This is a genomic window from Candidatus Symbiopectobacterium sp. NZEC151 (genome assembly GCF_025962655.1).
Taxonomy (GTDB): domain Bacteria; phylum Pseudomonadota; class Gammaproteobacteria; order Enterobacterales; family Enterobacteriaceae; genus Symbiopectobacterium.
Genome location: NZ_JAGFPE010000003.1, coordinates 480,527 through 506,706, shown reverse-complemented (window position 1 = coordinate 506,706; position 26,180 = coordinate 480,527). Strand labels below are relative to the sequence as shown.

General features: G+C 54.8%; 20 protein-coding genes and 1 other RNA gene. 12 read left to right on the top strand and 9 right to left on the bottom strand.

Annotated elements, in window-relative coordinates; genetic code table 11:
- Window positions 1–8: 8 nt before the first annotated feature.
- Entirely contained in the window at window positions 9–4,469 is a 4,461-nt protein-coding gene (gene gltB / locus J5067_RS13020; RefSeq protein ID WP_264643857.1) for a glutamate synthase large subunit, read from the bottom strand.
- A gap of 675 nt (window positions 4,470–5,144) precedes the next feature.
- Between gltB and J5067_RS13015 the strand changes: the two genes are divergently transcribed.
- The 5 genes from J5067_RS13015 to J5067_RS12995 all read left to right on the top strand — a co-directional run bounded on the left by J5067_RS13015 (window position 5,145) and on the right by J5067_RS12995 (window position 11,607).
- Window positions 5,145–6,077, top strand: coding sequence for a TIGR01212 family radical SAM protein (locus J5067_RS13015; RefSeq protein WP_264651284.1), 933 nt, complete (start codon window positions 5,145–5,147; stop codon window positions 6,075–6,077).
- Between the two features lie 85 nt (window positions 6,078–6,162).
- Window positions 6,163–8,511 carry an aerobic respiration two-component sensor histidine kinase ArcB gene (gene arcB / locus J5067_RS13010; RefSeq protein WP_264643859.1) on the top strand — a complete coding sequence of 783 codons (2,349 nt, stop codon included), beginning with the start codon at window positions 6,163–6,165 and terminating at the stop codon, window positions 8,509–8,511.
- A gap of 342 nt (window positions 8,512–8,853) precedes the next feature.
- On the top strand, window positions 8,854–9,507 hold the full coding sequence (gene elbB, locus J5067_RS13005) for an isoprenoid biosynthesis glyoxalase ElbB (RefSeq protein WP_264644360.1): 654 nt from the start codon (window positions 8,854–8,856) through the stop codon (window positions 9,505–9,507).
- Complete coding sequence (gene mtgA, locus J5067_RS13000; RefSeq protein ID WP_264651283.1) at window positions 9,504–10,238, top strand: monofunctional biosynthetic peptidoglycan transglycosylase; 735 nt, start codon at window positions 9,504–9,506, stop codon at window positions 10,236–10,238. The genes elbB and mtgA overlap by 4 nt, the downstream gene beginning before the upstream one ends.
- Before the next feature lie 127 nt (window positions 10,239–10,365).
- Window positions 10,366–11,607 carry an alginate lyase family protein gene (locus tag J5067_RS12995; RefSeq protein ID WP_264644361.1) on the top strand — a complete coding sequence of 414 codons (1,242 nt, stop codon included), beginning with the start codon at window positions 10,366–10,368 and terminating at the stop codon, window positions 11,605–11,607.
- Between the two features lie 61 nt (window positions 11,608–11,668).
- Here the strand turns inward: J5067_RS12995 and dolP are convergent, their stop codons facing one another.
- From dolP to J5067_RS12975, 4 genes are all read right to left on the bottom strand, one after another.
- Window positions 11,669–12,241, bottom strand: coding sequence for a division/outer membrane stress-associated lipid-binding lipoprotein (gene dolP, locus J5067_RS12990; RefSeq protein ID WP_222159233.1), 573 nt, complete (start codon window positions 12,239–12,241; stop codon window positions 11,669–11,671).
- A gap of 11 nt (window positions 12,242–12,252) precedes the next feature.
- Window positions 12,253–12,843: a DnaA initiator-associating protein DiaA gene (gene diaA, locus J5067_RS12985; protein ID WP_195314305.1), complete on the bottom strand. Its 591-nt coding sequence runs from the start codon at window positions 12,841–12,843 to the stop codon at window positions 12,253–12,255.
- Between the two features lie 155 nt (window positions 12,844–12,998).
- Window positions 12,999–13,352: a YraN family protein gene (locus J5067_RS12980; RefSeq protein WP_264651318.1), complete on the bottom strand. Its 354-nt coding sequence runs from the start codon at window positions 13,350–13,352 to the stop codon at window positions 12,999–13,001.
- Window positions 13,349–15,328 carry a penicillin-binding protein activator gene (locus tag J5067_RS12975; protein WP_264651282.1) on the bottom strand — a complete coding sequence of 660 codons (1,980 nt, stop codon included), beginning with the start codon at window positions 15,326–15,328 and terminating at the stop codon, window positions 13,349–13,351. The genes J5067_RS12980 and J5067_RS12975 overlap by 4 nt, the downstream gene beginning before the upstream one ends.
- Window positions 15,329–15,390: 62 nt before the next feature.
- Here J5067_RS12975 and rsmI point away from each other — a divergent pair, with 62 nt between their 5' ends.
- The 5 genes from rsmI (at window position 15,391) to J5067_RS12950 (ending at window position 20,575) form a co-directional block, all read left to right on the top strand.
- On the top strand, window positions 15,391–16,284 hold the full coding sequence (rsmI, locus tag J5067_RS12970) for a 16S rRNA (cytidine(1402)-2'-O)-methyltransferase (protein WP_264651281.1): 894 nt from the start codon (window positions 15,391–15,393) through the stop codon (window positions 16,282–16,284).
- A gap of 19 nt (window positions 16,285–16,303) precedes the next feature.
- Window positions 16,304–16,682, top strand: an RNA gene (gene rnpB, locus J5067_RS12965) — RNase P RNA component class A.
- A 377-nt stretch (window positions 16,683–17,059) separates the two neighbouring features.
- On the top strand, window positions 17,060–18,679 hold the full coding sequence (locus tag J5067_RS12960; RefSeq protein WP_264651280.1) for an ABC-F family ATP-binding cassette domain-containing protein: 1,620 nt from the start codon (window positions 17,060–17,062) through the stop codon (window positions 18,677–18,679).
- A 160-nt stretch (window positions 18,680–18,839) separates the two neighbouring features.
- Window positions 18,840–19,625: a 4,5-DOPA dioxygenase extradiol gene (ygiD, locus tag J5067_RS12955; protein WP_264651279.1), complete on the top strand. Its 786-nt coding sequence runs from the start codon at window positions 18,840–18,842 to the stop codon at window positions 19,623–19,625.
- Window positions 19,626–19,843: 218 nt separating this feature from the next.
- The gene (locus J5067_RS12950; RefSeq protein ID WP_264628382.1) at window positions 19,844–20,575 is read left to right on the top strand and encodes a hypothetical protein; all 732 of its coding nucleotides are present in this window, start codon (window positions 19,844–19,846) and stop codon (window positions 20,573–20,575) included.
- Window positions 20,576–20,655: 80 nt separating this feature from the next.
- On the opposite strand, the gene J5067_RS12945 is transcribed toward J5067_RS12950, so the two are convergent.
- The 4 genes from J5067_RS12945 to tolC all read right to left on the bottom strand — a co-directional run bounded on the left by J5067_RS12945 (window position 20,656) and on the right by tolC (window position 24,798).
- Entirely contained in the window at window positions 20,656–21,186 is a 531-nt protein-coding gene (locus J5067_RS12945; RefSeq protein WP_264643866.1) for a tetratricopeptide repeat protein, read from the bottom strand.
- Between the two features lie 160 nt (window positions 21,187–21,346).
- Window positions 21,347–22,507 (bottom strand): glutathionylspermidine synthase family protein, encoded by a 1,161-nt coding sequence (locus J5067_RS12940; protein ID WP_264651278.1) that lies wholly within the window; start codon window positions 22,505–22,507, stop codon window positions 21,347–21,349.
- A gap of 11 nt (window positions 22,508–22,518) precedes the next feature.
- A complete protein-coding gene (locus tag J5067_RS12935; RefSeq protein ID WP_264643868.1) occupies window positions 22,519–23,187 on the bottom strand; it encodes a DUF1190 family protein in 669 nt (222 codons plus the stop codon).
- A 231-nt stretch (window positions 23,188–23,418) separates the two neighbouring features.
- Window positions 23,419–24,798 (bottom strand): outer membrane channel protein TolC, encoded by a 1,380-nt coding sequence (tolC, locus tag J5067_RS12930; protein ID WP_264643869.1) that lies wholly within the window; start codon window positions 24,796–24,798, stop codon window positions 23,419–23,421.
- A 287-nt stretch (window positions 24,799–25,085) separates the two neighbouring features.
- Here tolC and nudF point away from each other — a divergent pair, with 287 nt between their 5' ends.
- Window positions 25,086–25,718, top strand: coding sequence for an ADP-ribose diphosphatase (gene nudF, locus J5067_RS12925; protein ID WP_264643870.1), 633 nt, complete (start codon window positions 25,086–25,088; stop codon window positions 25,716–25,718).
- Between the two features lie 4 nt (window positions 25,719–25,722).
- Entirely contained in the window at window positions 25,723–26,175 is a 453-nt protein-coding gene (locus J5067_RS12920; protein ID WP_264643871.1) for a DUF1249 family protein, read from the top strand.
- The last annotated feature ends 5 nt before the right edge of the window (window positions 26,176–26,180 follow it).

Below are 26,180 nucleotides of genomic sequence, written 5' to 3'. Positions count from 1 at the left end.
ATGCCCTCTTACTGCGCCTGAACCCGCAATTCGGCTGCGGAACGACTACGATGCCCTAATAATGCCTTCACATCACTCGACTTGGGTTTCACCAGCGCGAAACGCGACGCCCAGACCGGCCAGTTAGCGAGGATCTCTTCGCCACGCTGGGAACCGGTGTGCTGCACGTGCTCGGTGATCAAACCGCGCAGGTGCTCTTCGTGAATCGCCAGGTCGTCGACCGACAGCACTTCCACCAGCTCAGGGTTGACGCGCTTACGGAACTCGCCGTCTTCATCCAGTACGTAGGCGAAACCGCCGGTCATGCCTGCGCCAAAGTTGACGCCGGTGCGACCCAATACGCAGACGATACCGCCCGTCATGTATTCACAGCCGTTGTCGCCGATACCTTCCACCACGGTGATGGCACCGGAGTTACGCACGCCGAAACGTTCACCCGCGCGGCCTGCGGCAAACAGCTTGCCGCCGGTGGCACCGTACAGACAGGTGTTGCCGATAATGCTCGCCTCATGGCTGCGGAACGCGGAGCCGACTGGTGGACGCACGGAGATGCAACCGCCAGCCATGCCTTTGCCCACATAGTCGTTGGCATCGCCGGTCAACGTCAGTTCGACGCCGCCTGCGTTCCATACGCCGAAGCTCTGTCCGGCAGTACCGGAGAAGTTGGCTTTGATCGGATCGCTTGCCAGCCCTTGATCGCCGTGCTGCGCGGCAATGGCACCGGACAGCGTTGCGCCGACGGAACGGTCGGTGTTGCGGATATCAAAGTAGAGCGCTTTGCTCTGTTTCGCTGCGATGTGCGGTTGCGCCTGAGACAGCAGCGCCTTGTTCAACAGCCCTTCATCGAACGGCGGGTTGCTCTCGGTGCAGTACAGCGCTTTACCCGGCTGCGGCTGTGCGGTTTGCAGCAGCGCAGAGAGATCCAGTTTGTTCTGTTTGGCGGTGAAGCCATCCAGTTCCACCAGCAGATCAGTACGGCCAATCAAATCAACCAGTTGACTGACGCCCAGTTCCGCCATCAGCAGGCGGGTTTCCTGCGCAATAAAGTTGAAGTAGTTGATCACACGCTCAGGCAGGCCGTGGTAGTGATCTCGGCGCAGCTTGTCATCCTGGGTGGCGACGCCGGTAGCACAGTTGTTCAGGTGGCAAATACGCAGGTATTTACAGCCGAGCGCCACCATCGGGCCGGTGCCGAAGCCGAAGCTTTCTGCGCCCAGAATCGCCGCCTTGATGATATCAACGCCGGTTTTCAGACCGCCGTCCACTTGCAGACGGATTTTGTGGCGCAAGCCGTTAGCCACCAGCGCCTGCTGAGTTTCCACCAGCCCCAGTTCCCACGGGCAGCCCGCATATTTCACTGAGCTGAGCGGGCTGGCACCGGTGCCGCCGTCATATCCGGCGATGGTGATCAGGTCGGCATAGGCTTTGGCTACGCCGGTCGCAATGGTGCCCACGCCCGGTTCAGAAACCAGCTTGACTGAGATCATCGCTTTCGGATTGACCTGCTTCAGGTCGAAAATCAACTGCGCCAAGTCTTCGATAGAATAAATATCGTGGTGCGGCGGCGGCGAAATCAGCGTCACGCCCGGCACGGAATAGCGCAGTCTGGCGATGTACGGCGTAACCTTATCGCCCGGCAACTGACCGCCTTCACCCGGCTTGGCCCCTTGCGCCACTTTAATCTGAATCACGTCAGCGTTGACCAGATAGGCCGGGGTAACACCGAAGCGACCAGAGGCCACCTGCTTGATACGTGACACTTTATTGGTGCCGTAACGCGCCGGATCTTCCCCACCTTCACCGGAGTTGGAGTTACCGCCAATCGCGTTCATGGCTTCTGCCAGAGACTCATGGGCTTCCGGACTCAGCGCGCCGATAGACATGGCGGCGGTGTCAAAGCGCTTAAACAGCTCGCTGGCCGGTTCTACGTCATCAACCGGAATCGCTACCCCTTCCTGCGGTTTAATGGCCAGCAGGTCGCGCAGCGTCGCTACCGGGCGCTCGTTGACGTGTTTGGCGTATTCCAGATAGTCGCTGTACTCGCCGCTTTTCACGGCTTGTTGCAGGGTATTGACCACATCCGGGTTATAGGCGTGGTATTCGCCGTCGTAAACGAATTTCAGCAGGCCGCCTTGTTCCAGCGTTTTGCGCTTTAACCAGGCGCGTTTTGCCAGATTTTGCAGGTCTTGCTCGAAATCACCGAAGTTGGCACCGCCGATGCGGCTCACCACCCCGTGGAAGCAGAGCGCGGACAGCTCTTTGTGCAGGCCCACCGCTTCAAACAGCTTGGAGCAACGGTACGAGGCGATAGTCGAGATGCCCATTTTGGACATGATCTTGTACAGCCCTTTGTTGATGCCGTTGCGGTAGTTGAGCATCACGGTGCGGTAAGGCTTCTCGATGGTGTGGTTATCCACCAGCCGCGCCAATGATTCATACGCCAGATACGGATAGATAGCCGTAGCGCCGAAGCCCAGCAGCACGGCGAAGTGATGCGGATCGCGGGCACTGGCGGTTTCAACGATCAGGTTAGCGTCGCAGCGCAGGCTCTTTTCCACCAGACGGTGCTGTATCGCACCCACCGCCATCGGTGCCGGCACCGGCAACCGGTGTTCGCTGATGGCACGGTCGGAAAGTACCAGCAACACCGCACCTTCACGCACTTTGCGCTCGGCCTCTTCACACAGCGCTTCAACGGTTTGCTGCAATGATTTCTCGCGCGGATCGAAGGTCAGATCCAGCGTTTCAGCACGGTAGTGCTGCTGATCTTGGGTGAGCAACTGCGTAAAGTCGGAGTACAACAGGATCGGCGATTTGAAACTCAAACGGTGCGCCTGACCTTCGGCTTCACAGAATACGTTCATTTCGCGGCCAATACAGGTCGCCAGCGACATCACGTGCGCTTCACGCAGCGGGTCGATCGGCGGGTTAGTCACCTGCGCAAACTGCTGGCGGAAATAGTCGTAAATGATACGCGGACGGCTGGAGAGCACGGCAAACGGGGTGTCATCACCCATCGAACCGGTCGCTTCCTGGCCGTTTTCGCCCAGTACGCGCAGGATCTGGTCCAGCTCTTCGCTGCTGTAGCCGAACTGCTTCTGGTAGGTTTCCAACTGGCTGTCATCCAGCTTACGGCTGCCAACCTGATCGTCCGGCAACTCTTCAAACGGCACCAGACGCTTGACGTTACGTTCCATCCACTCTTTGTACGGGTGGCGACCTTTAAGGTCGTTGTCGGTTTCGTTGGAGTGCAGAATGCGGCCTTCGAGGGTATCGATAACCATCAGTTCGCCGGGGCCAACGCGGCCTTTTTCCACCACTTCGTCCGGCTGATAATCCCAGATCCCCACTTCGGAGGCGCAGGTGATCAGTTTGTCTTTGGTGATGACGTAGCGCGCCGGGCGCAGACCGTTACGGTCCAGGTTACAGGCCGCATAGCGACCATCGGACATCACGATACCGGCCGGGCCGTCCCACGGCTCCATGTGCATGGAGTTGAAGTCAAAGAACGAACGCAGTTCCGGGTCCATGTCCGGGTTGTTCTGCCAGGCGGGCGGCACCAGCAAACGCATGGCGCGCACGATATCCATCCCGCCGCTCAGGAACAGCTCCAGCATGTTATCGAGCGAGCTGGAGTCAGAGCCGGTTTCGTTGACGAACGGGGCGGCGTCTTGCAGATCGGGGATCAGCGGCGTTTTAAATTTGTAAGCACGCGCTCGCGCCCATTGACGGTTACCGGCAATGGTGTTGATTTCACCGTTGTGCGCCAGATAGCGGAACGGTTGGGCCAGCGGCCAGCGCGGCACGGTGTTGGTGGAGAAGCGTTGGTGGAACAGGCAAATGGCCGATTCCAGACGCAAATCCGCCAGGTCCAGGTAAAAGCGCGGCAAATCCGCCGGCATACACAGACCTTTATAGATGTTGATCAGGTTAGAGAAGCTACAGACGTAGAACTCTTTATCCTGAATGCGCTTTTCAATACGGCGGCGCGCCATAAACAGGCGACGCTCCATATCGCGCGGCGACCATCCCGCCGGGGCGTTGACAAAAATCTGTTCGATGCGCGGCAGCGAGGAGAGGGCAATTTCACCGAGCACGTCCGGGTTGGTGGGCACTTCACGCCATCCCAGCACCGACAAGGTTTCATTTTGCAGCTCTTCTTCCACAATGCGACGCGCCGCGCGTGCCAGATCCTGATCCTGATTGAGGAACATCATGCCCACGGCGTAATTCTTCGCCAACCGCCAGCCGTGCTCTTCGGCCACCAGTCGGTAGAAACGATCGGGTTTTTGTAATAACAAGCCGCAGCCGTCGCCGGTCTTGCCGTCAGCAAGGATCGCGCCACGGTGCTGCATACGGGCCAGTGCGTGAATCGCAGTACGCACGACCTTGTGGCTCGGTTCACCTTCTATATGGGCGATCAATCCGAAACCACAGTTGTCTCTCTCTTGGGATGCATCGTACAACATATCTCAGTGAACCTCCCCAGGCTCTGTGTGACTCTCACAACCTACTTCGTTCGGCACCGTGGCGTTGAACGGTGGCGGATGACGGGGTCGCGCATCCTGCCGTTCTCTTCTTCGGCCTCTCGTGACGGTCTTACAAGTGGACTATGACTTGCTTTAAGAGGGAGTCTTTCTTTTCTAACTGCATAAATATGACGAGTCGCGGACTCGTCGGGAAAGCTTCCAGCGGACTCCCAAATTAGCGAGAAAGCCAGTTCAGGTCAAATATCAATGCAAAATGTGCGATTAAGGGATAATTTTTAGTTATGATTATGAAAATAAATGATTTTTTTGAGAAAATCTCCGTTGGGCTACGCATTGATGGCCGAATGAAGTGTGAGCTGTATCACTATGCAAAAGCGTGAACATCTCGTCACCCTGCTGCGTTATCTCTACGTTATAGAATATTCTGCTGTGAATATCTACTTTTAGATTTAATGAAACTCTTTTTAAGTAACGCTTCATCTTTTCATGACGTGTGCGTCAGGGATTAGAAAATTTAATCAGCGTGGATGTGAGTTTATTTTCACTAAAAGCGAATAAAAATGCATTTCATTGGGATGTGCGTGATTGATCGCGGTCATCGCGAACGCAGGAAGAGAAGGGTAGTCTGCTTTCCCTCAGGGGGTAGGTTAGAATATGCAATTGCAAAAATTAATCAATATGTTTGGCGGGGATTTACAACGTCGTTATGGCGAGAAGATTCATAAACTGACGCTGCACGGCGGATTTAACTGCCCAAACCGGGATGGCACGCTCGGGCGCGGCGGTTGCACGTTCTGCAATGTGGCCTCTTTTGCCGATGAAACCATGCAGCGCCAAAGCATTGCCGATCAACTCAATACGCAGGCGGGCAAGGTCAATCGCGCCAAGCGCTATCTGGCCTATTTTCAGGCGTATACCAGCACCTATGGCGAAGTGCAGATGCTGGACCGGCTTTATCAGGAAGCCTTAAGTCAGGCTGACATCGTTGGCCTGTGCGTGGGCACGCGCCCCGATTGCGTGCCGGACAGCGTGCTGGATCTGTTGGCGGGTTACCATGCGCAAGGCTACGAGGTGTGGCTGGAGCTGGGGCTACAGAGCGCCTGGGATAAAACGCTGCATCGCATCAATCGCGGTCACGATTTTGCCTGCTATCAGGAAACGGTGCAGCGTGCGCATCAGCGCGGTCTGCGCGTGTGCTGCCACCTGATTGTCGGGCTGCCGGGCGAGCGTGCCGATCACTGCATGACGACGCTGCAACGCGTGGTGGACACCGGCGTTGAGGGCATTAAGCTGCACCCTCTGCACATCGTTGACGGCAGCATTATGGCCAAGGCCTGGCGCGCCGGACGACTGAGTGAATTGCCGCTGGAAACCTACGTCGCCACGGCCGGCGAGATGATTCGCCACACGCCGCCAGAGGTGGTGTTTCACCGTATTTCCGCCAGCGCCCGGCGACCGACGTTGCTGGCACCGCTATGGTGCGAAAACCGCTGGACCGGGATGGTGGAACTGGATTTATACCTTCAGGCGCATGGGGTGCAAGGTTCCGCGCTCGGTCAGCCATATCAACCGGTTATCCTCGGATAATGTTAAGGTGTTGTGCTGATTGTCTCACCGCATCGTGCTGGGTTTTACGTTATGATGGCGCAGTGGGTATCCAAGGGAATTCTCTATGAAGCAGATCCGGTTGTTGGCGCAGTACTACGTCGATTTGATGGTAAAGCTCGGGCTGGTGCGTTTTTCACTGTTGCTGGCCTCGGTGCTGGTGCTGCTGGCAATGGCCGTGCAGATGGCAGTCACGCTGCTGCTGACCGGCAAGGTCGAAGACATCGATGTGGTTCGTTCGGTGTTTTTTGGCCTGTTAATCACCCCCTGGGCGGTTTATTTCCTCTCCGTGGTGGTGGATCAGTTGGAGGAGTCGCGCCAACGGTTAGCCAAGCTGGTGGCGAAGCTGGAGGAGATGCGTCTGCGCGACCAGACGCTGAACGAGCAGCTAAAGGGCAATATTGCCCAGTTGAATCAGGAGATTGCCGATCGCGAAAAAGCGGAAGAGGCGCGCCTGATGATGCTGAGCAAGCTCAAAGAGGAGATTGCCGGACGCGAACAGGCGCAGGTGGAGCTGGAGCAGCAATCAGCGCTGCTACGATCGTTTCTGGATGCCTCGCCGGATCTGGTTTACTACCGCAATGAGAATAAAGAGTTTTCCGGCTGTAACCGCGCCATGGAACTGCTGTTGGGCCGCAGCCAGAAACAACTGGTGGGCCTGACGCCAAAAGACGTTTACACCCCCGATGTGGCAGAAAAAGTGATGGAAACGGATGAGAAAGTGTTCCGTCACAACGTGTCGCTCACCTATGAACAGTGGCTGGTCTATCCCGACGGGCGTAAAGCCTGTTTTGAGTTGCGCAAGGTGCCTTTCTACGACCGAATGGGCAAACGACATGGGCTAATGGGTTTTGGACGCGATATAACCGAGCGTAAGCGCTATCAGGACGCGTTAGAGAATGCCAGTAGGGAGAAGACCACTTTTATCTCAACGATCAGCCACGAGCTTCGTACGCCGCTTAATGGCATTGTTGGCCTCAGCCGCATCCTGCTCGATACCCACCTGGACGCGGAACAAGAAAAATACCTCAAAACCCTGCATGTCAGCGCCATTACGCTGGGCAATATCTTTAACGACGTGATCGAGATGGACAAGCAGGAGCGCCGCAAGGTGCAACTGGATAATCAGCCTATTGATTTCATTGGCTTCCTGGCGGATTTGGAAAACCTGGGTGGCTTGCTGGCGCAGCCGAAGGAGTTGCAACTGGTGGTTGAACAACATCCGCCACTGCCGCAGCGGGTGATTACCGATGGCACGCGTCTGCGCCAGATTCTGTGGAACCTGCTCAGCAACGCGGTGAAGTTTACCCAGAAAGGAAAAATCGTGGTGCGTGTCTCGCATGACGCGGACAGTCTGCTGCGTTTTGAAGTCGAAGACTCCGGCATGGGTATCCCTGAAGACGAGTTGGAGAAAATCTTCGCCATGTACTATCAGGTAAAAGATAAACATGGCGGTAAACCGGCGACCGGTACCGGCATTGGCCTGGCGGTCTCCAAACGTCTGGCGCAGAACATGGGCGGCGATATTCATGTCACCAGTACGCAGGGCAAAGGCTCTTGCTTTACGCTGACGGTGACCGCCCCGGCGCTGGAAGATGAGGTGATCGTTGGCGGTGAGGATGAATTGCCGTTACCCGCGCTCAACGTGCTGCTGGTAGAGGATATCGAACTGAACGTGGTGGTGGCGCGTTCGGTGCTGGAGAAACTGGGCAGCAGCGTGGAAGTGGCGATGACCGGGCAGGAAGCGCTGACGATGTTCGATCCGGACGAGTTTGATCTGGTGTTGCTGGATATCCAACTGCCGGACATGACCGGGCTGGATGTGGCGCGCGAACTGCGTAAAAAATATGCCGGGCAAGATTTGCCGCCGCTGATTGCCTTAACGGCTAACGTGCTGCGCGATAAAAAAGAGTATCTCGATGCGGGCATGGACGATGTGCTGAGCAAACCGCTGGCGGTGCCTGCATTAACCGCTGTTATTAAACAGTATTGGGACTATCAGGATGAGCCTGAGCAGGCCATCCCCGATGCGTCGGAGCAGGAACCGGTTCGAGAAGCGTTGCTTGATATTCCCATGCTGCAACAATATCTCGATTTGGTCGGACCATCGCTGATCCACCAGAGCGTGGCGATGTTTGAGCAGATGATGCCTGGCTATCTCGCGGTGCTGGATTCCAACATGACCGCGCGCGATCAAAAAGGCATTGCGGAAGAGGGGCACAAAATCAAAGGTGCTGCCGGTTCCGTTGGGCTGCGCCATCTCCAGCAGGTGGCACAGCAAATCCAGACCACGACGCTGCCCGCCTGGTGGGACAACGTGCAGGAGTGGATTGACGAACTGAAACACGACTGGCAGCACGATATTGACGTATTGAAAGTCTGGGTCGCTGAACAGGAAAAACGCGCCCGCAAATAGCGGGTGCACGCAAGCTCGGTGCGCTAATGCGTGGTGTGAACAGCGTGAGAGTGTGGGCGGGAAGAATTTTTCAGGGGCCTAAAAAAAAATGACCCCGACCGAGGCCGGGGTGCGCGAATTATGCGCCAACACCAGGGAAACTATGCACCTGCTTGATAATTCTCAGCAGTTTCAGTTAGCAGGTGCGAGTATTCGCAACGTCGTAAGGTGACGAACCGCTCAAGCAACAAAATAGCAAATGCAGAAATCTTTGTTACAAGAATCATTAAAATGTGTGATGTAGATTAGTGTTTGTCAATCAAAAAATCAATTAGTTGATGTAATGAAATGAAGGAAAATATGATGAAACGAGTCGGCATCGTTCTGAGCGGTTGCGGCGTCTATGATGGCGCCGAAATTCACGAAGCAGTGCTGACGCTGCTTGCCGTCGATCGTGCGGGGGCTCAGGCGGTATGCTTTGCGCCAGATAAGCCGCAATTTCATGTGGTTAATCACCTGACGGGTGAAGTAACTGGTGAGAATCGCAATATTTTAGTTGAGTCCGCGCGCATCACCCGTGGGAACATTCAGCCACTGTCGCAGGCGGATGCCAGCCAATTGGATGCGTTAATTGTTCCCGGCGGTTTTGGTGCGGCGAAGAATCTCAGTGATTTCGCGACCGAAGGCGCGGCCTGTCAGGTTGATGAATCATTGGCGTTACTCACGCAAGAAATTTATAAGCAGAACAAACCAATTGGTTTTATTTGCATCGCCCCGGCGCTGTTGCCAAAACTGCTGGGGGAGTCGGTAAGAGTTACAATTGGAAATGATATCGATACCGCAGAATGCATAGAACAGATGGGTGGTACGCACATTGTTTGCCCGGTGGATGATATCGTGGTGGATGCACAGCACAACGTGGTGACGACGCCGGCTTACATGCTGGCGAATTCCATTAGCGAAGCGGCCAAAGGCATCGATAAACTGGTTGAACGTGTTTTGGGCTTTACCGAATGAGAGGGTGGGGCAAAAAACGCGGTGTGATCCCTGGGATAAAACGCTGGGTAATTCGCGGCGTCCTCTCGTTGCTTGGCCTGTGGCTGGCGGGGATTATTCTGTTCGCGTTTTTGCCGGTTCCGTTTTCTGCCGTGATGGTGGAGCGGCAGGTGAGCGCCTGGCTGAGCGGTGATTTTTCTTACGTTGCGCGCTCGAGTTGGGTGTCGATGGATGAGATAGAGCCGGTGATGGCGCTGGCGGTGATCGCCGCTGAAGATCAGAAATTCCCGGAACACGCCGGGTTTGATATGGCCGCCATCCGGGCAGCGCTGGCGCACAATGAGCGCGACGGTGTGCGGGTGCGCGGTGGCTCGACGCTCACCCAGCAAATGGTGAAAAACCTGTTTCTGTGGGATGGCCGAAGCTGGTTGCGTAAAGGGCTGGAAGCAGGTATCACAGTGGGGGTTGAGCTGGTCTGGACCAAACGGCGGATTTTGACGGTTTACCTGAATATCGTGGAGTTCGGGCCGGGCATTTTCGGCGTGCAGCAGGCGGCACAGCACTTCTTCAACAAGCCTGCCAGCCGTTTGACGGCCAGTGAAGCGGCGCTGTTGGCGGCCGTGTTGCCGAATCCGATTCGCTTTCGGGTTAATGCGCCGTCACGCTATGTGAGCCAACGCCAGCAGTGGATATTGCGTCAAATGTCCCAGATAGGGGGCGAAGCGTTTTTGCGGACTAACGGACTGCGTTGAAGGCTGACTTGCCCTGTGCCGTTCGTGCGTTTGACTATCGTTGAAAGGGGAAGTTATGCGAGTGGTGATGTTTAACAGGCTGGCAAGCGTGTGTGCGCTGATGCTGTGGGTGATTGGCGGTGTCGTCATGCAGGCACAGGCGCAGGAACGTCGCGACGATCCTTACGCGTTTCTGCAACAATCGGTGCTGACGACGGTCAAGCAGCAACTGCGGCAGGGCACTGAGAAACCGCAAACGCGACTCGCTTACACCGAACTGATCGCTCAGGCAGAAAAAGCGCTCAATAAACCGAACCCGAGTGTGACGGAAAAGGGTATGACGCCACCCAGTGGCTCTAAACACGATTATATGAGCCTCAGCGTCTACTGGTGGCCCGATAGCAACAAATCTAATGGATTGCCTTGGGTGCGCCGTGACGGCGTTATAAACCCTGTCAGCAAGAGTGATGACATCGACGGCGTTCGCTTGGAGGATTTTACCGATCAGGTGTACACGCTGACGTTGGCCTGGTACTTCTCCGATAACGCCGCCTATGCCGATAAAGCGATTTCGCTGATTCGCACCTGGTTTATCGACCCTGAAACCCGCATGAATCCTAACCTTGATTTTGCCCAGGGCGTGCCAGGCATTGCGCCAGGACGCGGGGCGGGCGTGCTCGACGGGCGCTACTTCTCCACCCGCATTGTGGATGCGCTGATTATGCTGCGTGATTACAACGGGTGGAAAAAAGAGGATGACGCGCAGATGCGTGAGTGGATGACAGCCTATCTGGGATGGTTGCAGACCAGCAAGCTGGCGAAGCGGGAATCGGAGGCGAAGAACAACCACGGTAGCTGGTACGCCGCGCAGGTGGCCGGTATTGCCTGGTATCTCGACAAGAAAGACCTGGTCTCTGCGATGGCCGCGCTACAGCGCACCAAGCTGAATCACCAGATTCAGGATGACGGCGCGCAGCCGGAAGAACTTTCTCGCACCCGTTCCTTCCACTACAGCTATTTCAACCTGCAAGCCATTACCAACATGGCGGTATTGGCAGACAAGGTGGGCGAAGATCTGTGGCGCTATCGCACGCCGCAGGGCAGCGGTATTGCTACCGCCTTTAATTTTCTGGCCCCTTATCTGGACAAAGACAACCGCTGGCCTTACAAATCGCTCGATCAGAAAGGCGCGCGTTTAATTCCTCTGATGCTGCGGGTGGATGAGGCCAAGGGCAATACGCGTTACCGTAATCGCATTGAAAAGGCCGGATTTTCTACCTTTCTGTCCGGCATGACGCGTGACAAGCAGGATGTTGGCGGCGAAATCGGTCAGGAGACGCGGCGCGATGTGTGGCTGCTCTCTTCGCTGGCCAGCGCGCCCGGTGCGTAATCGGGATATTGGACAATGAAAAAGGGTGCCGAGGCACCCTTTTTCTTGCGACGATGTGCGATTATTCCAGGAAGGTGAACGCCGTCGTTACGTGTTTAACGCCACTCACTTTGCTGGCAATCTCAGCAGCGGAACGCCCTTCGCGCTGAGTGACCAGACCCAGCAGGAAGACTTCACCGTTCTCGGTCGTCACTTTCACATTGGATGATTTTACCGTGTCGGTGGCAAGCAACTGGGAGCGAACTTTGGTGGTGATCCAGGTATCCATGGACGCGGTGCCCATTGAGACCGGGGTGCCTTTACGGATCTCGTTATAGACTTCCGTAGCGCCATCTACACCCATGGCTATTTGTTTCGCCCGGCTGGCCAGATCGGTAGTGGGCGCCTGCCCAGTCAGCAATACTTTTCCCTGATAGGCTGTCGCCACGATGCGTGCGTCTTTGGATAACTGCTGATCTTTGCTGATGGCGTTGGAGACACGGACTTCCAATGTACCATCATCCACCTGCGTGCCTACCGAGCGTGGATCGGTCGCAGTCTTGGTTGCAACAGCACCGCCTACGGCAGCGACGCCAATACAACCTTGCAGCAACAGGGCGACAGACAGCACGGCAAATGCAGAACATATCCTCATGGGGGTGCTCCTTAATCGTTCTGGTGTGGGAAAAGGGAATTATCAATCAAATCGCACAGGCAATTAACGGTCAGCATGTGCATTTCCTGCACGCGCGCACTGCGATGTGAAGGTATACGGATTTCAACATCTTGCGGGCCAAGCAGACCGGCCAGTTCTCCGCCGTCGTAGCCGGTCAGCGCGACTATCGTCATATCACGCGTCACCGCGGCTTCCACCGCTTTCACAATATCGCGGCTGTTGCCTCGGGTGGAGATAGCCAGCAAAATATCGCCCGCTTGCCCGAGTGCACGCACTTGTTTTGCGTACACTTCTTCATGCAGGCGATCGTTCGCTATCGCGGTTAAGACCACATTATCCGCATTTAGTGCAATCGCCGGTAAACTGGGGCGCTCCGCTTCAAATCGGTTGATCATACTGGCGGCAAAATGCTGTGCGTTAGCGGCGGAAGTCCCATTGCCACAGCACAGGATTTTGTTACCGTTGAGTAATGAGTGCACCAGTGCAGTGGCTGCTCTGGCGATCGCATCGGGTAGGGCTTCCGCTGCGGCGATTTGTGTTTGAATACTTTCGGTGAAACAGACTTTTATTCTATCCAGCACGGTGCATTAACCTATTTTCCAAGCGATCCATTGAGCAATATACCCGTTATACTTCCTTCACGTTGCGGGTGCGTTGGCGGTATTTTGTCCTGCAATTCGCATTATTTGGGCATCGCGATCTTTTCTCTGACAACGACACCGTCCAGATGCGGTGTTTACGCGCCAAAGGCGTTTGGCAACCAATCATAGTGTTCGCCGGTAATCGCCAGTATATCGAATCGGCAGCTTGTCGTGTCAAAACTCTGCTGTCGCTGCGCCAGCCACAGCGCGGCGGCCAGCAATAACCGCCGTTGCTTGCGCGGCGTCACACTCTCCGCTGCCGAACCAAATTGCGCATTTTTGCGGTAACGCACCTCTACAAAGACCCAGGTGTGTCCATCCCGCATAATCAAATCCAACTCACCGCCGCGATAATTCACGTTGGCGGCAACGAACGTCAGCCCGGCCTGCTGTTCCAGATAGCGCCGGGCCTGTTGTTCATAGTGTGAGCCTGTCGCTCGCCGATTCAGGGAACCGGCACCAACTGACCCTGGCGATATTGCAGCCAGGTTAATTGGCGATTGATAACGCAATCTGCGCTGGCGGTTAACGTGCCCGTTGCGCCGGTAATTTGCTGACCAGACGACTGCCGCAAATCGGCAAAGTGATTCGCCAGCGCCCAGGCATCCATCCCCATGGCGTAGAGGCGTACCAGCGAGTAATCATTCTTGAACTGGCTAGACACTTGTTGCATCAGCGCCGGGTTGCTGCCCGCCAGCAAGGGGATCTCACTGAACTGAAGGCCTTCCATTTCAAGACGGAAATCTGGCCCCAGTCCTGCCTGGAAGCTACGCGAGCTGGCGTATAACGCCGGGCGTGACTGCGAGGTGGTGCGCATATCGATCATGGGTTTAATCAGCGCCAATTCATCCGGCGTCGCCAGAATGTAAACCGCGTCGACATTGCCGCTGCCGCTGGTGCTGACCGTCGGTTCAATCTGTGCCGGAATGGTTAACCCGCCGATGGTGGTGCCCGGCTGTGCGGCCGAGGACATCACATTGACCGGCTGGCCGTTCAAACTCAACCCTGCACCGCTGTTGATAGCCTGTTTCAGCTCTGCGGTATTGCCAAAACGTTGTTGCAGCAGCGAATTGCCGCCCTGGCTTTGCCAGGCTTGGGCAAAGGCGTTAATCACGCGATCGCCCAACGCGCCGCGTGGTACCAGCAGCAGCGGCTGTTGTTTGCCCTGACGGTGAATAAATTGCGCGGCGTCACGCGCTTCATCTTCCGGTGACAGGGCGAAAAAGCACATGTTGGGGGTGTTTTGCACATGCTCGGGCTGATTGAGCGCCAGAATGTTCACGGTGGTTTGCTGACTGGTAAGTTGCTCAACGTCGTTTTTCAGCAATGGCCCAACAATCAGTGATGCGCCATCCTTCTGCGCTTGTGCCACCAGATTCGCGATGGGCTGAGACGTGGTGTCGTAGACTTTTACCGGCACGCTGCTAGCGGCTGCCGGCGTGGCCGTGGGGGCTACACTGGCGGCGGTATACGGAGCACTGATTGAGGTTACCGCCCCGTTGTCTGTTGCTGCGGAGGCCGTATCGGCAGGGGCGCTGTATGCCATGCTGGCCTGACCGCTCTTCGCCGCATTAAAACCCAGTTGGATGGCATTGGCGAACACCTGTGCCTGACCGTTGAGCGGCAGCAGCAGGGCGACGCCACTGCCGACACCGCCACCAGCGACCGGCAAGGCCGTCTGGCCCGATGCCAGCGGCGTCGGCAGCGTTTGTGCCGCCGGGTGGCGCGGATAGCGCGTTTGCCAGTCGCTCAGCGCGGCTTTCAACTGATCGCTCGACTCACGGTTGTTCTGGTAAGTGGTGAGCAAATCCATCCACCCGGCCAGCACGTTTTCGTTGGCGTTAATCAGCACGGTGCTGGCTGCCTGCGCAGACATCTGCGTCAGGGCAACCCAGGTCTGATCGATATTCTTTTGATGCTCATCGCCTTTGAGCTGCGGCTCTTGGGCGATATAGGCGCGCAGCAGGTCAGCAGAGGGCTGGCCTTGATGTGCGTTGATTTGCGCCTGATAGTAACGCGCCTGTTGATCGGCGGAGAGTGCGCTGACGTCCAGCCCTTGCAGTGCGCTTGCAGTGCCGTTGCTGTCGTTGTTGGCGGCAGCAATTTCCGCTTTCAGTAGTTGCTGTTCACGCTGTTGCGGTTGTGCCAACTGCGCAGGCAACGCGTTGAACTGCTCGGTTGCCTGAGGGAGCTTTCCTTCCTGAACCAGGGCACGAATCGCAAGTAATTGCCAGCCAGCCTTGTTATTATCTCGGCTTTGCTCCATTTGTTGCAGGTAGTAGTAAGAGGAGGCTCCGGCCTGACCTTGAACATCAGGTGTAGGCGGCTGTGGCGCCTGGCCTGGACATCCCGCAAGAAGCAGCGCCGCGAATAACACAGACGCGATACGCCCTGTTTGCGAACGGATGAAATGATTGGGAAGCATACTGTATCCAGTGGTTTTTTTATAAAGATGCTCAATATTAAATCGGCAACCCGGATGAAACAATGAATCATGAACAACAAGCAGACATTTCTGCATCCACGCTTTACATTGTGCCAACGCCCATTGGCAATCTGGGCGATATTACGGAACGTGCGTTAAGCGTACTGCGTGGCGTGGATGTGGTTGCCGCGGAGGATACGCGCCATACCGGCCTGTTATTGCAACATTTTGCCATCAGTGCTCGCTTATTTGCACTGCACGATCACAACGAGCAGCAAAAGGCCGATCATCTGCTGGCTAAGCTTCAGCAAGGACAATCCATTGCGCTGGTCTCCGATGCCGGGACGCCGCTGATTAACGATCCCGGTTACCATCTGGTGCGCCGCTGTCGTGAAGCGGGCGTACGCGTGGTGCCATTGCCGGGGCCGTGCGCGGCGATCACGGCGCTGTCGGCAGCGGGCATTGCCTCAGATCGTTTTTGTTACGAAGGGTTTCTGCCCGCGAAAACCAAAGCGCGGCAGGATCGCCTACTGCAACTGTCTGAAGAGACGCGCACGCTGATTTTCTACGAATCCACCCACCGCTTGATTGACAGCCTGGCCGATATGGCAACGGTGCTGGGGGATGCGCGTTATGTGGTGTTGGCGCGTGAGCTGACTAAAACCTGGGAGTCAATTCAGGGTGCCCCGGTGGGTGAACTGCTGGCCTGGGTGAAAGAAGACGAAAATCGCCGCAAGGGCGAGATGGTGCTGATCGTAGAAGGCTTCCAGCCGGATGAGAGTGTGCTTTCAGCGGAAGCGCTGCGTACCCTGGAGCTGTTGCGCGCTGAATTGCCGCTGAAAAAGGCCGCGGCGCTGGCGGCGGAAATCCACGGCGTGAAAAAGAACGCACTGTATCGCTATGCGCTGGCGCAAAATGCGGCGGATGACGACGCAGAGGATGACAACCAAGACTAATTCGCCTATCATTCGCGCCGAAGTTGACCAGACAGTCGCCGCTTCATGGTTGTCCCTTTCGGGGGATACGCGTGGAGGGGAGGAAAGTCCGGGCTCCATAGGGCAGGGTGCCAGGTAACGCCTGGGAGGGTAAAACCTACGACCAGTGCAACAGAGAGCAAACCGCCGATGGCCCACGTAAGTGGGATCAGGTAAGGGTGAAAGGGTGCGGTAAGAGCGCACCGCGCGGCGGGTAACCGTTCGCGGCACGGTAAACTCCACCCGGAGCAAGGCCAAATAGGGGTTCACATGGTACGGCCCGTACTGAACCCGGGTAGGCTGCTTGAGCCAGTGCGTGAGTGCTGGCCTAGATGAATGACTGTCCACGACAGAACCCGGCTTATCGGTCGACTTCACCTCTTAAAAAACCCCGCTTCGGCGGGGTTTTTGCGTATAGGCTCCAGTGGGGATGAATGACTGTCCACGACACTTTTTATGAAAGAAAGCGGCTTATCGGTCGACTTCACGTCTTAAAAAACCCCGCTTCTGCGGGGTTTTTGCGTTCAAGGGCCTGCACCTGAATGCATGACTGCCCGAGTGCTTATCTATCTCATTGCTCAACGAGATAAAAATTAACCTTGAGTCAGATCCTGCGGTCCGCTAACCTTTGCCGCGACGAACTTCTCGTCTCACCGGAGCGCACACGGAAAATGAACAAACACGACTGATGAATTCGGATCCTTGCTAACGCGAATGCGTTATCGGGGATGGTTATTGATTTCATTCAGGAGTGCTTATGGCTCATTGTGCGCAATCCCCTTGTTTTATTTTGCATCAGGTCACCTGCCAATTTGCGACCGGCTTGACGCTTTTCGGCCCGCTAACTCTGTCGCTTGATTCCACATTATGCGGTTTGGTCGGACGTAACGGCTGCGGAAAAACATCGCTGCTACGTCTGCTGGCAGGGTATGAATCCCCCGCTTTCGGTCAAATTGAACGTGTGAGTTCTCTGGCTTATGTTGCTCAGCAGCATAGGATTTTACCAACGACAACGCTGGCTGAACTGCTGGGTTATCGGGATATTTTTGCCGCGCGTCAGCGTATTGAATCAGGCGACTATCAGCCGGAAGATCTCGAACATCTGGACGGTGCTTGGGATTTACAAGAGCGTTTGGCGGCAGCGTTTGCCGAAGCCCATTTGCCTGCGTTTGTTCCTGATAAACGTGCTGCTGAACTGAGCGGCGGTGAACGCGTGCGGGCACTGTTGTGCGCGGCGTTTATGGCTGATGCTGACTATTTACTGCTTGATGAACCGACTAATCACCTCGATCGCCAGGCGAGATCGTGGTTTTACGACAAGCTTTCCCAGCGACGCGGCGGCGCATTAGTGGCAACGCACGATCGTGAACTACTGGCGATGATGCCACGCATTTTGGAACTGACCCCGATGGGTCTGTGTCACTATGGCGGCAATTATGATGACTATCAGCGTCAGCGCCAGACCGAGCAGCAGGCTGCTCAGGCGGCATTGGAACATGCTACCACCGAGCGTCGGCGCACCCGTATGCGTTTGCAAAAAGAGCATGATGCCAGCCAGCGGCGTTCGGCGCAGACCTTACGCACGGTAGATTCACTGAATATTGCTTCCTTTGAGCGGGTGCAATACAAAGCGGCGGCAAAAGCGCGTTTAGGTACGCTGCGTAAGCAACACCGTGAGCAAAATGATGTGCTTAATGCCGCTGTCTGTGAGATGCGGGGAAGGGTAGAGGAAGATAGCCCGATATTATTCACGCTGCCAGGCAGCCATGTCGCCCCCAACAAACCGGTACTGGTGATGGATCGCCTCGTATTGCCCCATATCGCGAATTCTCCTTTCAACTGGCGGATGGATGGCCCGATGCGGGTAGCGCTGCGCGGGCCAAACGGCTGTGGCAAATCGACCATGCTCAAGGTGATGATGGGCGATGAAACGCCGGTCTGTGGTGACTGTCGCGTTTCAGTTATCACGGCTTATCTTGATCAGCATTTGTCGCGTTTAGATCTCTCGTTGTCGGTGCTGGCGCATCTGAATACCGACGATACGCCGCTGGAGGAGGGGGTCTTGCGTACCCGGCTGGCGCAACTGCAACTGGGTGCTAATAAGGTTGGTTTACCTCTGACGGCGTTGAGCGGCGGTGAGCGCTTGAAGGCGGCGCTGGCTTGCGTGCTGTGGCGCCGTGATGCTGCGCAATTGCTTCTGCTGGATGAACCCACCAATCATCTCGATCTGGCGTCAACGCAGGCGATTGAGGCCGCGTTGTCCACGTTCCCGGGCGCAATAATTGTGGTATCGCACGATGAAGCCTTCCTTTCTGGTTTGAGGCTTACGCACAGTCTCGAATGGCGGGAAACGGGGTGGCAGTGTGAACGAGCATAGCGAAGGTGCTGACGTCAAGATTACGGGGGACTACACGTGATGATTCAAATTTATTGATGTTCTTCATCACCCGCCGGTGACTTTCTCCCGGCGAAAAAGGGCGTAGAGTAATCCTATCGAGTGCACCGGCACATCAATATGACTCACTAAGGATACTTCTATGAACACTTCCCGGATGCCCGCACTGTTTCTCGGCCATGGTAGCCCGATGAACGTGTTGGAAGAGAATGAATATACGCGCGCATGGCGTCAGTTAGGCGAAACCCTGCCGCGCCCGAAAGGCATTATCGCGGTCTCGGCTCACTGGTATACCCGTGGCACGGCGGTAACGGCGATGGAAAAACCGCGCACCATCCACGATTTTGGCGGTTTTCCGCAGGCGCTGTTTGATACCCAGTATCCGGCACCGGGATCGCCTGAATTGGCGGAGCGCATTCAACACGCGTTGGCACCGCTGCCGGTGATTGCTGACCACGAGCAGTGGGGGTTTGACCACGGCTCCTGGGGCGTGTTGATCAAGATGTACCCGGATGCGGATATTCCTGTGGTGCAACTGAGCGTGGACGGTACGCAATCGGCAGAGTATCACTACCAATTGGGCACCAAACTGGCAGCGCTACGCGATGAGGGCTATATGATCGTCGCCAGTGGTAACGTGGTGCATAACCTGCGTATGGTGAAATGGGATGGCGATGCCACGCCTTATGACTGGGCGGTTTCCTTCAATCAGTTTGTGAAAGACAACCTGAACTATCAGGGCGATAACCACCCGCTGGTGGACTTTATGCAACATAAAGGGGCGGCGTTATCGAACCCGACGCCCGACCACTTTTTACCGCTGCTCTATGTGCTGGGCAGTTGGGATGGCGAAGAACCCATCACGGTGCCTGTCGATGGTATTGTGATGGGAGCCTTGAGTATGTTGTCGGTACAAGTAGGCAGTTAAGTTTGAGCATCGGGCCCGCGTTTATACGCGGGCTTTTTTTTGGCCGATGCATCAAATGCAGTGATTGATTAGCCGGGATGCTAATCGTGGACGGTATTCTCAGCGATAATAAGTTATATGGTGATCAAACCATGGTGGCGTATAGGGTTATAACCTGGTGGCGGGCCAACTTGATGTTTATATTATGAGATTTTAATTAATCACGTAGAAGAAATAAAATGTCAATAAACATAAATGGCTATGAACTTAATTACTCTAGGGTTTCCCATCTATTGAGTGGCAATCGATATGAAGCCACACATATGGGGTTATGGGACAAATTTAAAGACCTGTTTAGAACAGAAAAAAAAGAACACGCCATACAAACCTTATATAACATTCTTTATCAGGATAGAGCCCCTTGTCAGGGAGTTGAAAGCAGTGATGGCGTTGATATTCCTTCTAATCACTGGTACGGCGTCATTTCCGTTTTTGAGAAACTTAAGTCCTACGCGGGCGAAGCACACAAGGATCGCTTTCATAGCGAATTTGATACGGATACTAGAACGATCACTCTCTCAATAGATAATCATATTATTAAAAAAATAAGGATGGATATTATGTTGAGCGATATCGCTATTGATGAACGGTATTTCATTGCTGACTATCAGAATATCCTTCGTTCGACGCATTCCAGAAGTAGCAGTCTGGGGAGCTTAAAAGAGAATAACGAGAGCTTTATTTTTCATGATTTTTACTCTAGGTTTCCGAAACTCCATAACATATTATTGTCATGCAAAATGAATGATTTTGACATGATGGGATCTATTATGTCCGATTTGACCCAAAACAGATTAATGAGCAGTCAGATGGCACTTAATCTTATGGAGATGCAAAAACATCTCACTGAAAAATTATCGTGTGAGCAACCCGTCAGTGCGATTAAGGGAAGACGGCCTCATTCTCTTTAGTACAGGTTAGGGCTTAAATAAGCCCACATACTGTGGGCTTGCCTAACGACTCACACTCTTCGTTTACTGGTGTGAACGCGTTAGCCGTTTTTAAGTGAGTCTACAATATCCTGCGCTGTTTTTTTGTGGCTCTCTGATGCTTTGGCATTGTTCAGCAGGCGGTTTGCCCAAAACGCCGACGCTTTTGCATCCTTCTTCAACGCTTTGCCATCGGCGAGCAGGCTTGCCAGCGCCATTTGCGCGATAGGTAAATTGGCATCGGCCGCTTTGGTCAGGTACGCCTGTCCCTGCTGTGGATCGTGTGGAATTCTTTTCGAGGTGAAATAGATTTTGCCGACAGCAAACTGCGAGGGGACATGCCCACCATCCGCAGCGCGTTTCAGCCATACAAATCCTTCTTTCCAGGCACTGTCTGAGCCACTGGTAGTCAGGTTGTACGCCAGGCGGTTCTGCGCTTCAAGATCGCCCTGTTCTGCACGTTTTACCAGATCGGTATCTTCATCGTAGATGGCTTTAACATCGGGAGGCAGAGAGGCGGTGCTGGCGGCATGGGCAGTAAACAGGGTGCTGACGGCGCAAAGCAGCAGCGCGGACAGAAGTCGCTTTTTCATAAAAGTCCTTTTTCGATGATGTAAATATCGCTATTGAGTATCGGCGAAGAGAGCTTGTTCTTTAATCTTTTCAGGAATTAATTCAATTACATCATGATATTAGTGAGGTATGGTTAAGAAAAAAGCCACCGATTTCAGTGGCTTTTCCTGACTGCGAGAGTCAGTCCAGAATGATATGTGGGTAAAAGCGTGACAGATCCTGAGTGATCAGTTCGCGATCTTCGCGCAGACCAATACCGCACGGCTGATCGTTGATCAACCAACTGCCGATCACCGTATGGCTGTCGCCAAAGGTTGGCAGTGGGTAGTACTGCTGAACGATCTTGCCTTCTTCACCGTAGGGGCCGTCAACGGTGGCGATCTGCTGCCCATTTTTCACGATCTGAATATTGGCACCTTCACGTGAGAACAGCGGTTTGACCACGTAGCTGTCGAGTGGCGGGTGATCGTCACCGGCAAAATAGGCGGGCAGCAGGTTGGGATGGTTGGGGAACATTTCCCACAGCATCGGCAGCAGCGCCTTGTTGGAGATGATGCTTTTCCAGGCCGGTTCCAGCCAGCGCACACCCGCATCTTCCAGCTTGGTGGAAAATATTTCGCGCAGCATGAATTCCCACGGGTAGAGCTTGAACAGGTTGCCGATCACCTGATTTTGCATATCGGTGAACTGGCCTTTTTCACCCAGCCCAATCTCTTCCATAAAGAGGAATTCTGTGGGCAGGCCTGCTTCCAGCGCGCAATCCTGAAGGTATTGCACCGTGCCGCGATCTTCTTCAGTGTCCTGACAGCAGGCCATATGCAGCAGGCCGAAGCCGTGATTGAGGCGCAGTTCTTCAAAGCGGGCGATCAGCGCTTCCTGAATGCTGTTGTACTGATCGGCATTCTGCGGCAGCTTTCCGGCATCTTTCTGATCTTCCAACCACAGCCATTGAAAAAAGGCTGCTTCATACAGCGATGTCGGTGTATCCGCATTGTTTTCCAGCAGCTTGGCCGGGCCTTTTCCGTCATAGACCAGATCGAGGCGCGAGTAGAGCGAAGGCTGCTGGCTGCGCCAGGAGCTTCTGACAAATTCCCAGGTATGCTTGGGAATGCAGAATTTAGTCATTAGCTCATCGCTGCCGACCACCTTTTCGACCACTTGCAGGCACATCTGGTGCAGCTCTGCGGTCGCGGCCTCCAGCTCTTCAATCTGCGCCAACGTGAACTGGTAGTATGCATTTTCACACCAGTAGGGCTCGCCGTACATGGTGTGAAAGTTGAAACCAAACTCTGTAGCCTTTTCACGCCAATCCGGGCGTTCGGCGATATCAACGCGCTTCATGCTTATGTTCCTTAGCCACCCATACTGCGAGAAGAGGAACTGGAACCGGTGCTGGCGCTGCTACGTTGCATGCTGGTCTGCTTGGCGACGCTTTCGCCAAAACCACCGCGGGTGATGGTGTTGGTGGTCGCGGGTTTAGGTGCCAGAGCTGTTTTGGGTACGGTAACGCTACGACCGGAGGTGGCAGCGCCGTAGCTTTTACCGCTGGCGTCAACGAACTGGCCGTTGGCCGGGCTTGCCGGAGAGCGGGAAGAGAACAGCGGCTGCTGAGCAAAGCCCGCGCCACCGCCCATCATGCGGCCCATCATATAACCGGCCATCAGCGGCATCCAGGAACTGCTGGTTTGCGTTGGTTGCGCGGCGACGCCTGCCTGAGCGGGGACTGGCGTACATTGCGCTTCGCCAAATTCTGCGACGCAGTCTTCTTTGCTGGCGTATTTCGGTGCGGTTTTTTCGGCTTCTTTCAGCGCGTTGTTGTACGCCGTGGTGCACTGCGCGCTCATGGACGGGTTCGCCGTCGAACAGTCATCCGCATTTTGATACATCGACACGGTTTCGTCGGTCTGCTCACAACCGGCCAGAATAAAAGCAGCGCCGATCGCCAGCGCGACCGGTGCCAGACGATAAGTGCGCCACCCTTTTCGGAAAGCGTCCTTCTGTATGTTTTCTGTACGTTTCATATGGTTATCCCAGAGGGTAAGGCGTCAATGCCAAAGGTGTGCCAAGTCTGCATTAGCATAGGGGATGGCTGGCTGAATTTAAAGCATTACGCTTGCCAGAACGTCTGCTCTTTACGTTGCTATACATTTTATTGCGCGTTCGGACCGCTTGGCATAAATCCGAGGCAAACAAAAAGGAGATACGCTAAGTATCTCCTTAAGGTCGTTAACGGTCTGACGGGGTCGACGTCATTAGCCGCGCGGCGCTCTCGGCTCCGGTGCGCTGCTGTCAGTAAAGACCGGTGAAGTGGAAACGTCCTGACCTAACGCGCCGTTCAGCGCCTGCAAGTCGTTTTCATTCAAGGTGCCCAACGCTGACTTGATGTTCAACTGGTTGATCAGGTAGTCGTAACGCGCGTTAGAAAGCTGCTGCTTGGCGTTATATAACGTGGTAGTCGCATCCAGCACGTCGACAATGGTACGAGTACCGACCTGATAGCCTGCTTCCATCGCATCCAGAGAACTTTGCGCTGACACTTCGGCCTGCTTGTAAGCGTTGATGCTGCTGATCGAGGCAGAAATATTGTTGAACGAGGAACGCACGGTTTGCACCACGGAACGGTGTGCGCTTTCCAGCAGTTCACTGGCGCTGACGAAGCTGTGCTGTGCCTGTTTCACACGCGAACTGGTGGCACCACCGCTGTAGAGCGGCACGGTTAATGACAGGCCGATTTTATTTTGGCCTGCATCGATCTCCGATGCTGTCTTATTTGCACCAGAATTGCGCGTATTGCTGACGCCGGAGGAGGCCGTCAGATCCAACGTTGGCATATGACCGGTTTCCGCTGAACGAATCTGCTCACGCGACAGATCCTGGCTGAGACGTGCGGACAGCAGGCTCAGGTTATGGCTTTCCGCGTCTTTCAGTAAGGTGGCGATCGCCCCCGGTTTCTCGGTGGAGAAACGGGAGATGTTCAGCCCCGCCAGTTGCGGATAGAAATTACCGCTGACCTGACGCAGATTTTCCAGCGCGTTATCCAGCGTGTTGCGTGCAGATACTTCGCTGGCCAATACGCTGTCGTATTGGGCACGGGCGTTCTGTACGTCGGTGATAGCCACCAAGCCGACATTAAAGCGCTGGGTGGTTTGATCGAGCTGGCGGTAAATGGCCTGTTTCTGGGCGTTAACGTAGGAGAGCGCGTCAATGGCGCGCAGCACGTTGAAATAGGCGGTAGCGGTCGTGAGGATCAGTGACTGTTGGGCCGTCTGGTAGGTCACGTCTTGAATGCCTGCCTGCTTTTCTTGCAGCGTCAGGGCACGCCATTTCGACATATCAAACAGGGTCTGGGTCAACTGTAAGGAACCGCTGATAGCATTGCTGTTGACGCCGTCTTGCGCACCGCGAAAGTTGTTGGTGTAACCGTAGTCACCGCCAAGCCCGAGCTGTGGCAACAGGGGGCTGCGCGCCTCGTTGATTTTCTCGAAGGCGGCATCACGGGTGGCAGCCGAGCTGCGCAAATCCGGGTTAGTGGTTTTAGCCTGTTGATAGACCTGTAACAGATTTTCCGCGTGACCCACGGCGCTAAAGCCGCTCAGGCTCAGACCAATAAGAAGAGGGAGCAATTTCTTCATGTGCATTCCTTGTTGTGCAGCTAAGGCAACGATGTAGCGGAGATAGCGCTGTCAAAAAACGAATCCGGCAGATTCTATCAGAATGTGCCAATAGGATAAGTTGGCTGAACGTGCCATCTTCCCCCTGACCGACCCCATTAGGGGGTTTAATTTGCTCTCAGGCCCTAACGTTTGGTCAAATAGGTGTTGTACTAATCCAATTTATCACAAAGCATCGCAAGTATGATGTCCATCATGATATATGAGACACGTCTACATACCTGCTATTGCTCGCAAGGAGTTGAGGTATGGCTGTGTCTGTGTCCCATCCGGCGACTTTCCATAAAGACGATGTAGAAATTATTGCACGAGAGTCACTGTACGATGGTTTTTTTTCGCTGGAGCGTTATCGTTTTCGTCATCGGTTGTTTAACGGTGGAATGAGCGGTGAAGTCAGCCGGGAAATTTTGGAGCGTGGTCATGCGGTTGTGTTGCTGCCCTACGATCCGGTGCGCGATGAAGTGGTGCTGATTGAACAGATCCGCATTGCCGCGTATGACACCAGCCCGAGCCCGTGGCTGTTTGAACTGGTGGCCGGCATGATTGAACCGGGTGAGAGCCTGGAAGCGGTGGCGCGACGGGAAGCGCAGGAAGAGGCCGGTCTCAACGTTGGGCGCTGTAAGCCGATTATCAGCTATCTGGCGAGCCCAGGCGGCACCAGTGAACGTCTGGCGGTGATGGTGGGCGAAGTGGATGCCCGTGCCGCACAGGGCATTCACGGTCTGGTCGAAGAGAATGAAGACATTCGGGTGCACGTTGTCAGCCGCGAACAGAGCTATGCCTGGGTGGAGAGTGGAATTATTGATAACGCGGCGTCTGTCATTGCGCTGCAATGGTTGGCGTTGCACCATACGCAATTGAGACAGGCGTGGACGGAGTAAGCTGATGAAACGCTACACCCCGGATTTTCCGGCCATGATGCGGCTGTGCGAAATGAATTTCGCACAATTACGCCGTTTATTGCCGCGAAAGGATGAAGTCGGAGAAAGTGCGGTTTATCATGTAAATAGTGCGAGCTATCGTTTAACGATAGTGGAATCCACGCGTTATACCTCATTGGTTGAAATCCAGCAGATTGCGCCCGCCGTCAGCTATTGGAGCCTGCCAACGTTGAGCGTGCGGCTCTACCACGACGCGCTGGTTGCGGAAGTGTGTGCCAGTCAGCAGATCTACCGTTTTAAAGCACGTTATGATTACCCGAATAAAAAGTTACATCAACGTGATGAAAAGCATCAAATTAATCAGTTTCTTGCTGATTGGCTAAGGTACTGCCTGGCGTATGGTTTTACATCGGCACCGCTCAATGCCGATTCCAGTCTGTTAGACAGATTTCAGTAACCAAG

Bases quoted from the DNA above. Each gene is read 5' to 3' on its own strand.
- tolC (WP_264643869.1), bottom strand. From the start codon at position 24,798: ATGAAGAAATTGCTCCCTCTTCTTATTGGTCTGAGCCTGAGCGGCTTT.
- J5067_RS12920 (WP_264643871.1), top strand. From the start codon at position 25,723: ATGAAACGCTACACCCCGGATTTTCCGGCCATGATGCGGCTGTGCGAA.
- J5067_RS12960 (WP_264651280.1), top strand. From the start codon at position 17,060: ATGGCTCATTGTGCGCAATCCCCTTGTTTTATTTTGCATCAGGTCACC.
- J5067_RS12975 (WP_264651282.1), bottom strand. From the start codon at position 15,328: ATGCTTCCCAATCATTTCATCCGTTCGCAAACAGGGCGTATCGCGTCT.
- ygiD (WP_264651279.1), top strand. From the start codon at position 18,840: ATGAACACTTCCCGGATGCCCGCACTGTTTCTCGGCCATGGTAGCCCG.
- rsmI (WP_264651281.1), top strand. From the start codon at position 15,391: ATGAATCATGAACAACAAGCAGACATTTCTGCATCCACGCTTTACATT.
- dolP (WP_222159233.1), bottom strand. From the start codon at position 12,241: ATGAGGATATGTTCTGCATTTGCCGTGCTGTCTGTCGCCCTGTTGCTG.
- J5067_RS12940 (WP_264651278.1), bottom strand. From the start codon at position 22,507: ATGAAGCGCGTTGATATCGCCGAACGCCCGGATTGGCGTGAAAAGGCT.
- gltB (WP_264643857.1), bottom strand. From the start codon at position 4,469: ATGTTGTACGATGCATCCCAAGAGAGAGACAACTGTGGTTTCGGATTG.
- mtgA (WP_264651283.1), top strand. From the start codon at position 9,504: ATGAGAGGGTGGGGCAAAAAACGCGGTGTGATCCCTGGGATAAAACGC.
- arcB (WP_264643859.1), top strand. From the start codon at position 6,163: ATGAAGCAGATCCGGTTGTTGGCGCAGTACTACGTCGATTTGATGGTA.
- J5067_RS13015 (WP_264651284.1), top strand. From the start codon at position 5,145: ATGCAATTGCAAAAATTAATCAATATGTTTGGCGGGGATTTACAACGT.
- nudF (WP_264643870.1), top strand. From the start codon at position 25,086: ATGGCTGTGTCTGTGTCCCATCCGGCGACTTTCCATAAAGACGATGTA.
- J5067_RS12950 (WP_264628382.1), top strand. From the start codon at position 19,844: ATGTCAATAAACATAAATGGCTATGAACTTAATTACTCTAGGGTTTCC.
- J5067_RS12935 (WP_264643868.1), bottom strand. From the start codon at position 23,187: ATGAAACGTACAGAAAACATACAGAAGGACGCTTTCCGAAAAGGGTGG.
- J5067_RS12945 (WP_264643866.1), bottom strand. From the start codon at position 21,186: ATGAAAAAGCGACTTCTGTCCGCGCTGCTGCTTTGCGCCGTCAGCACC.
- J5067_RS12995 (WP_264644361.1), top strand. From the start codon at position 10,366: ATGCAGGCACAGGCGCAGGAACGTCGCGACGATCCTTACGCGTTTCTG.
- elbB (WP_264644360.1), top strand. From the start codon at position 8,854: ATGAAACGAGTCGGCATCGTTCTGAGCGGTTGCGGCGTCTATGATGGC.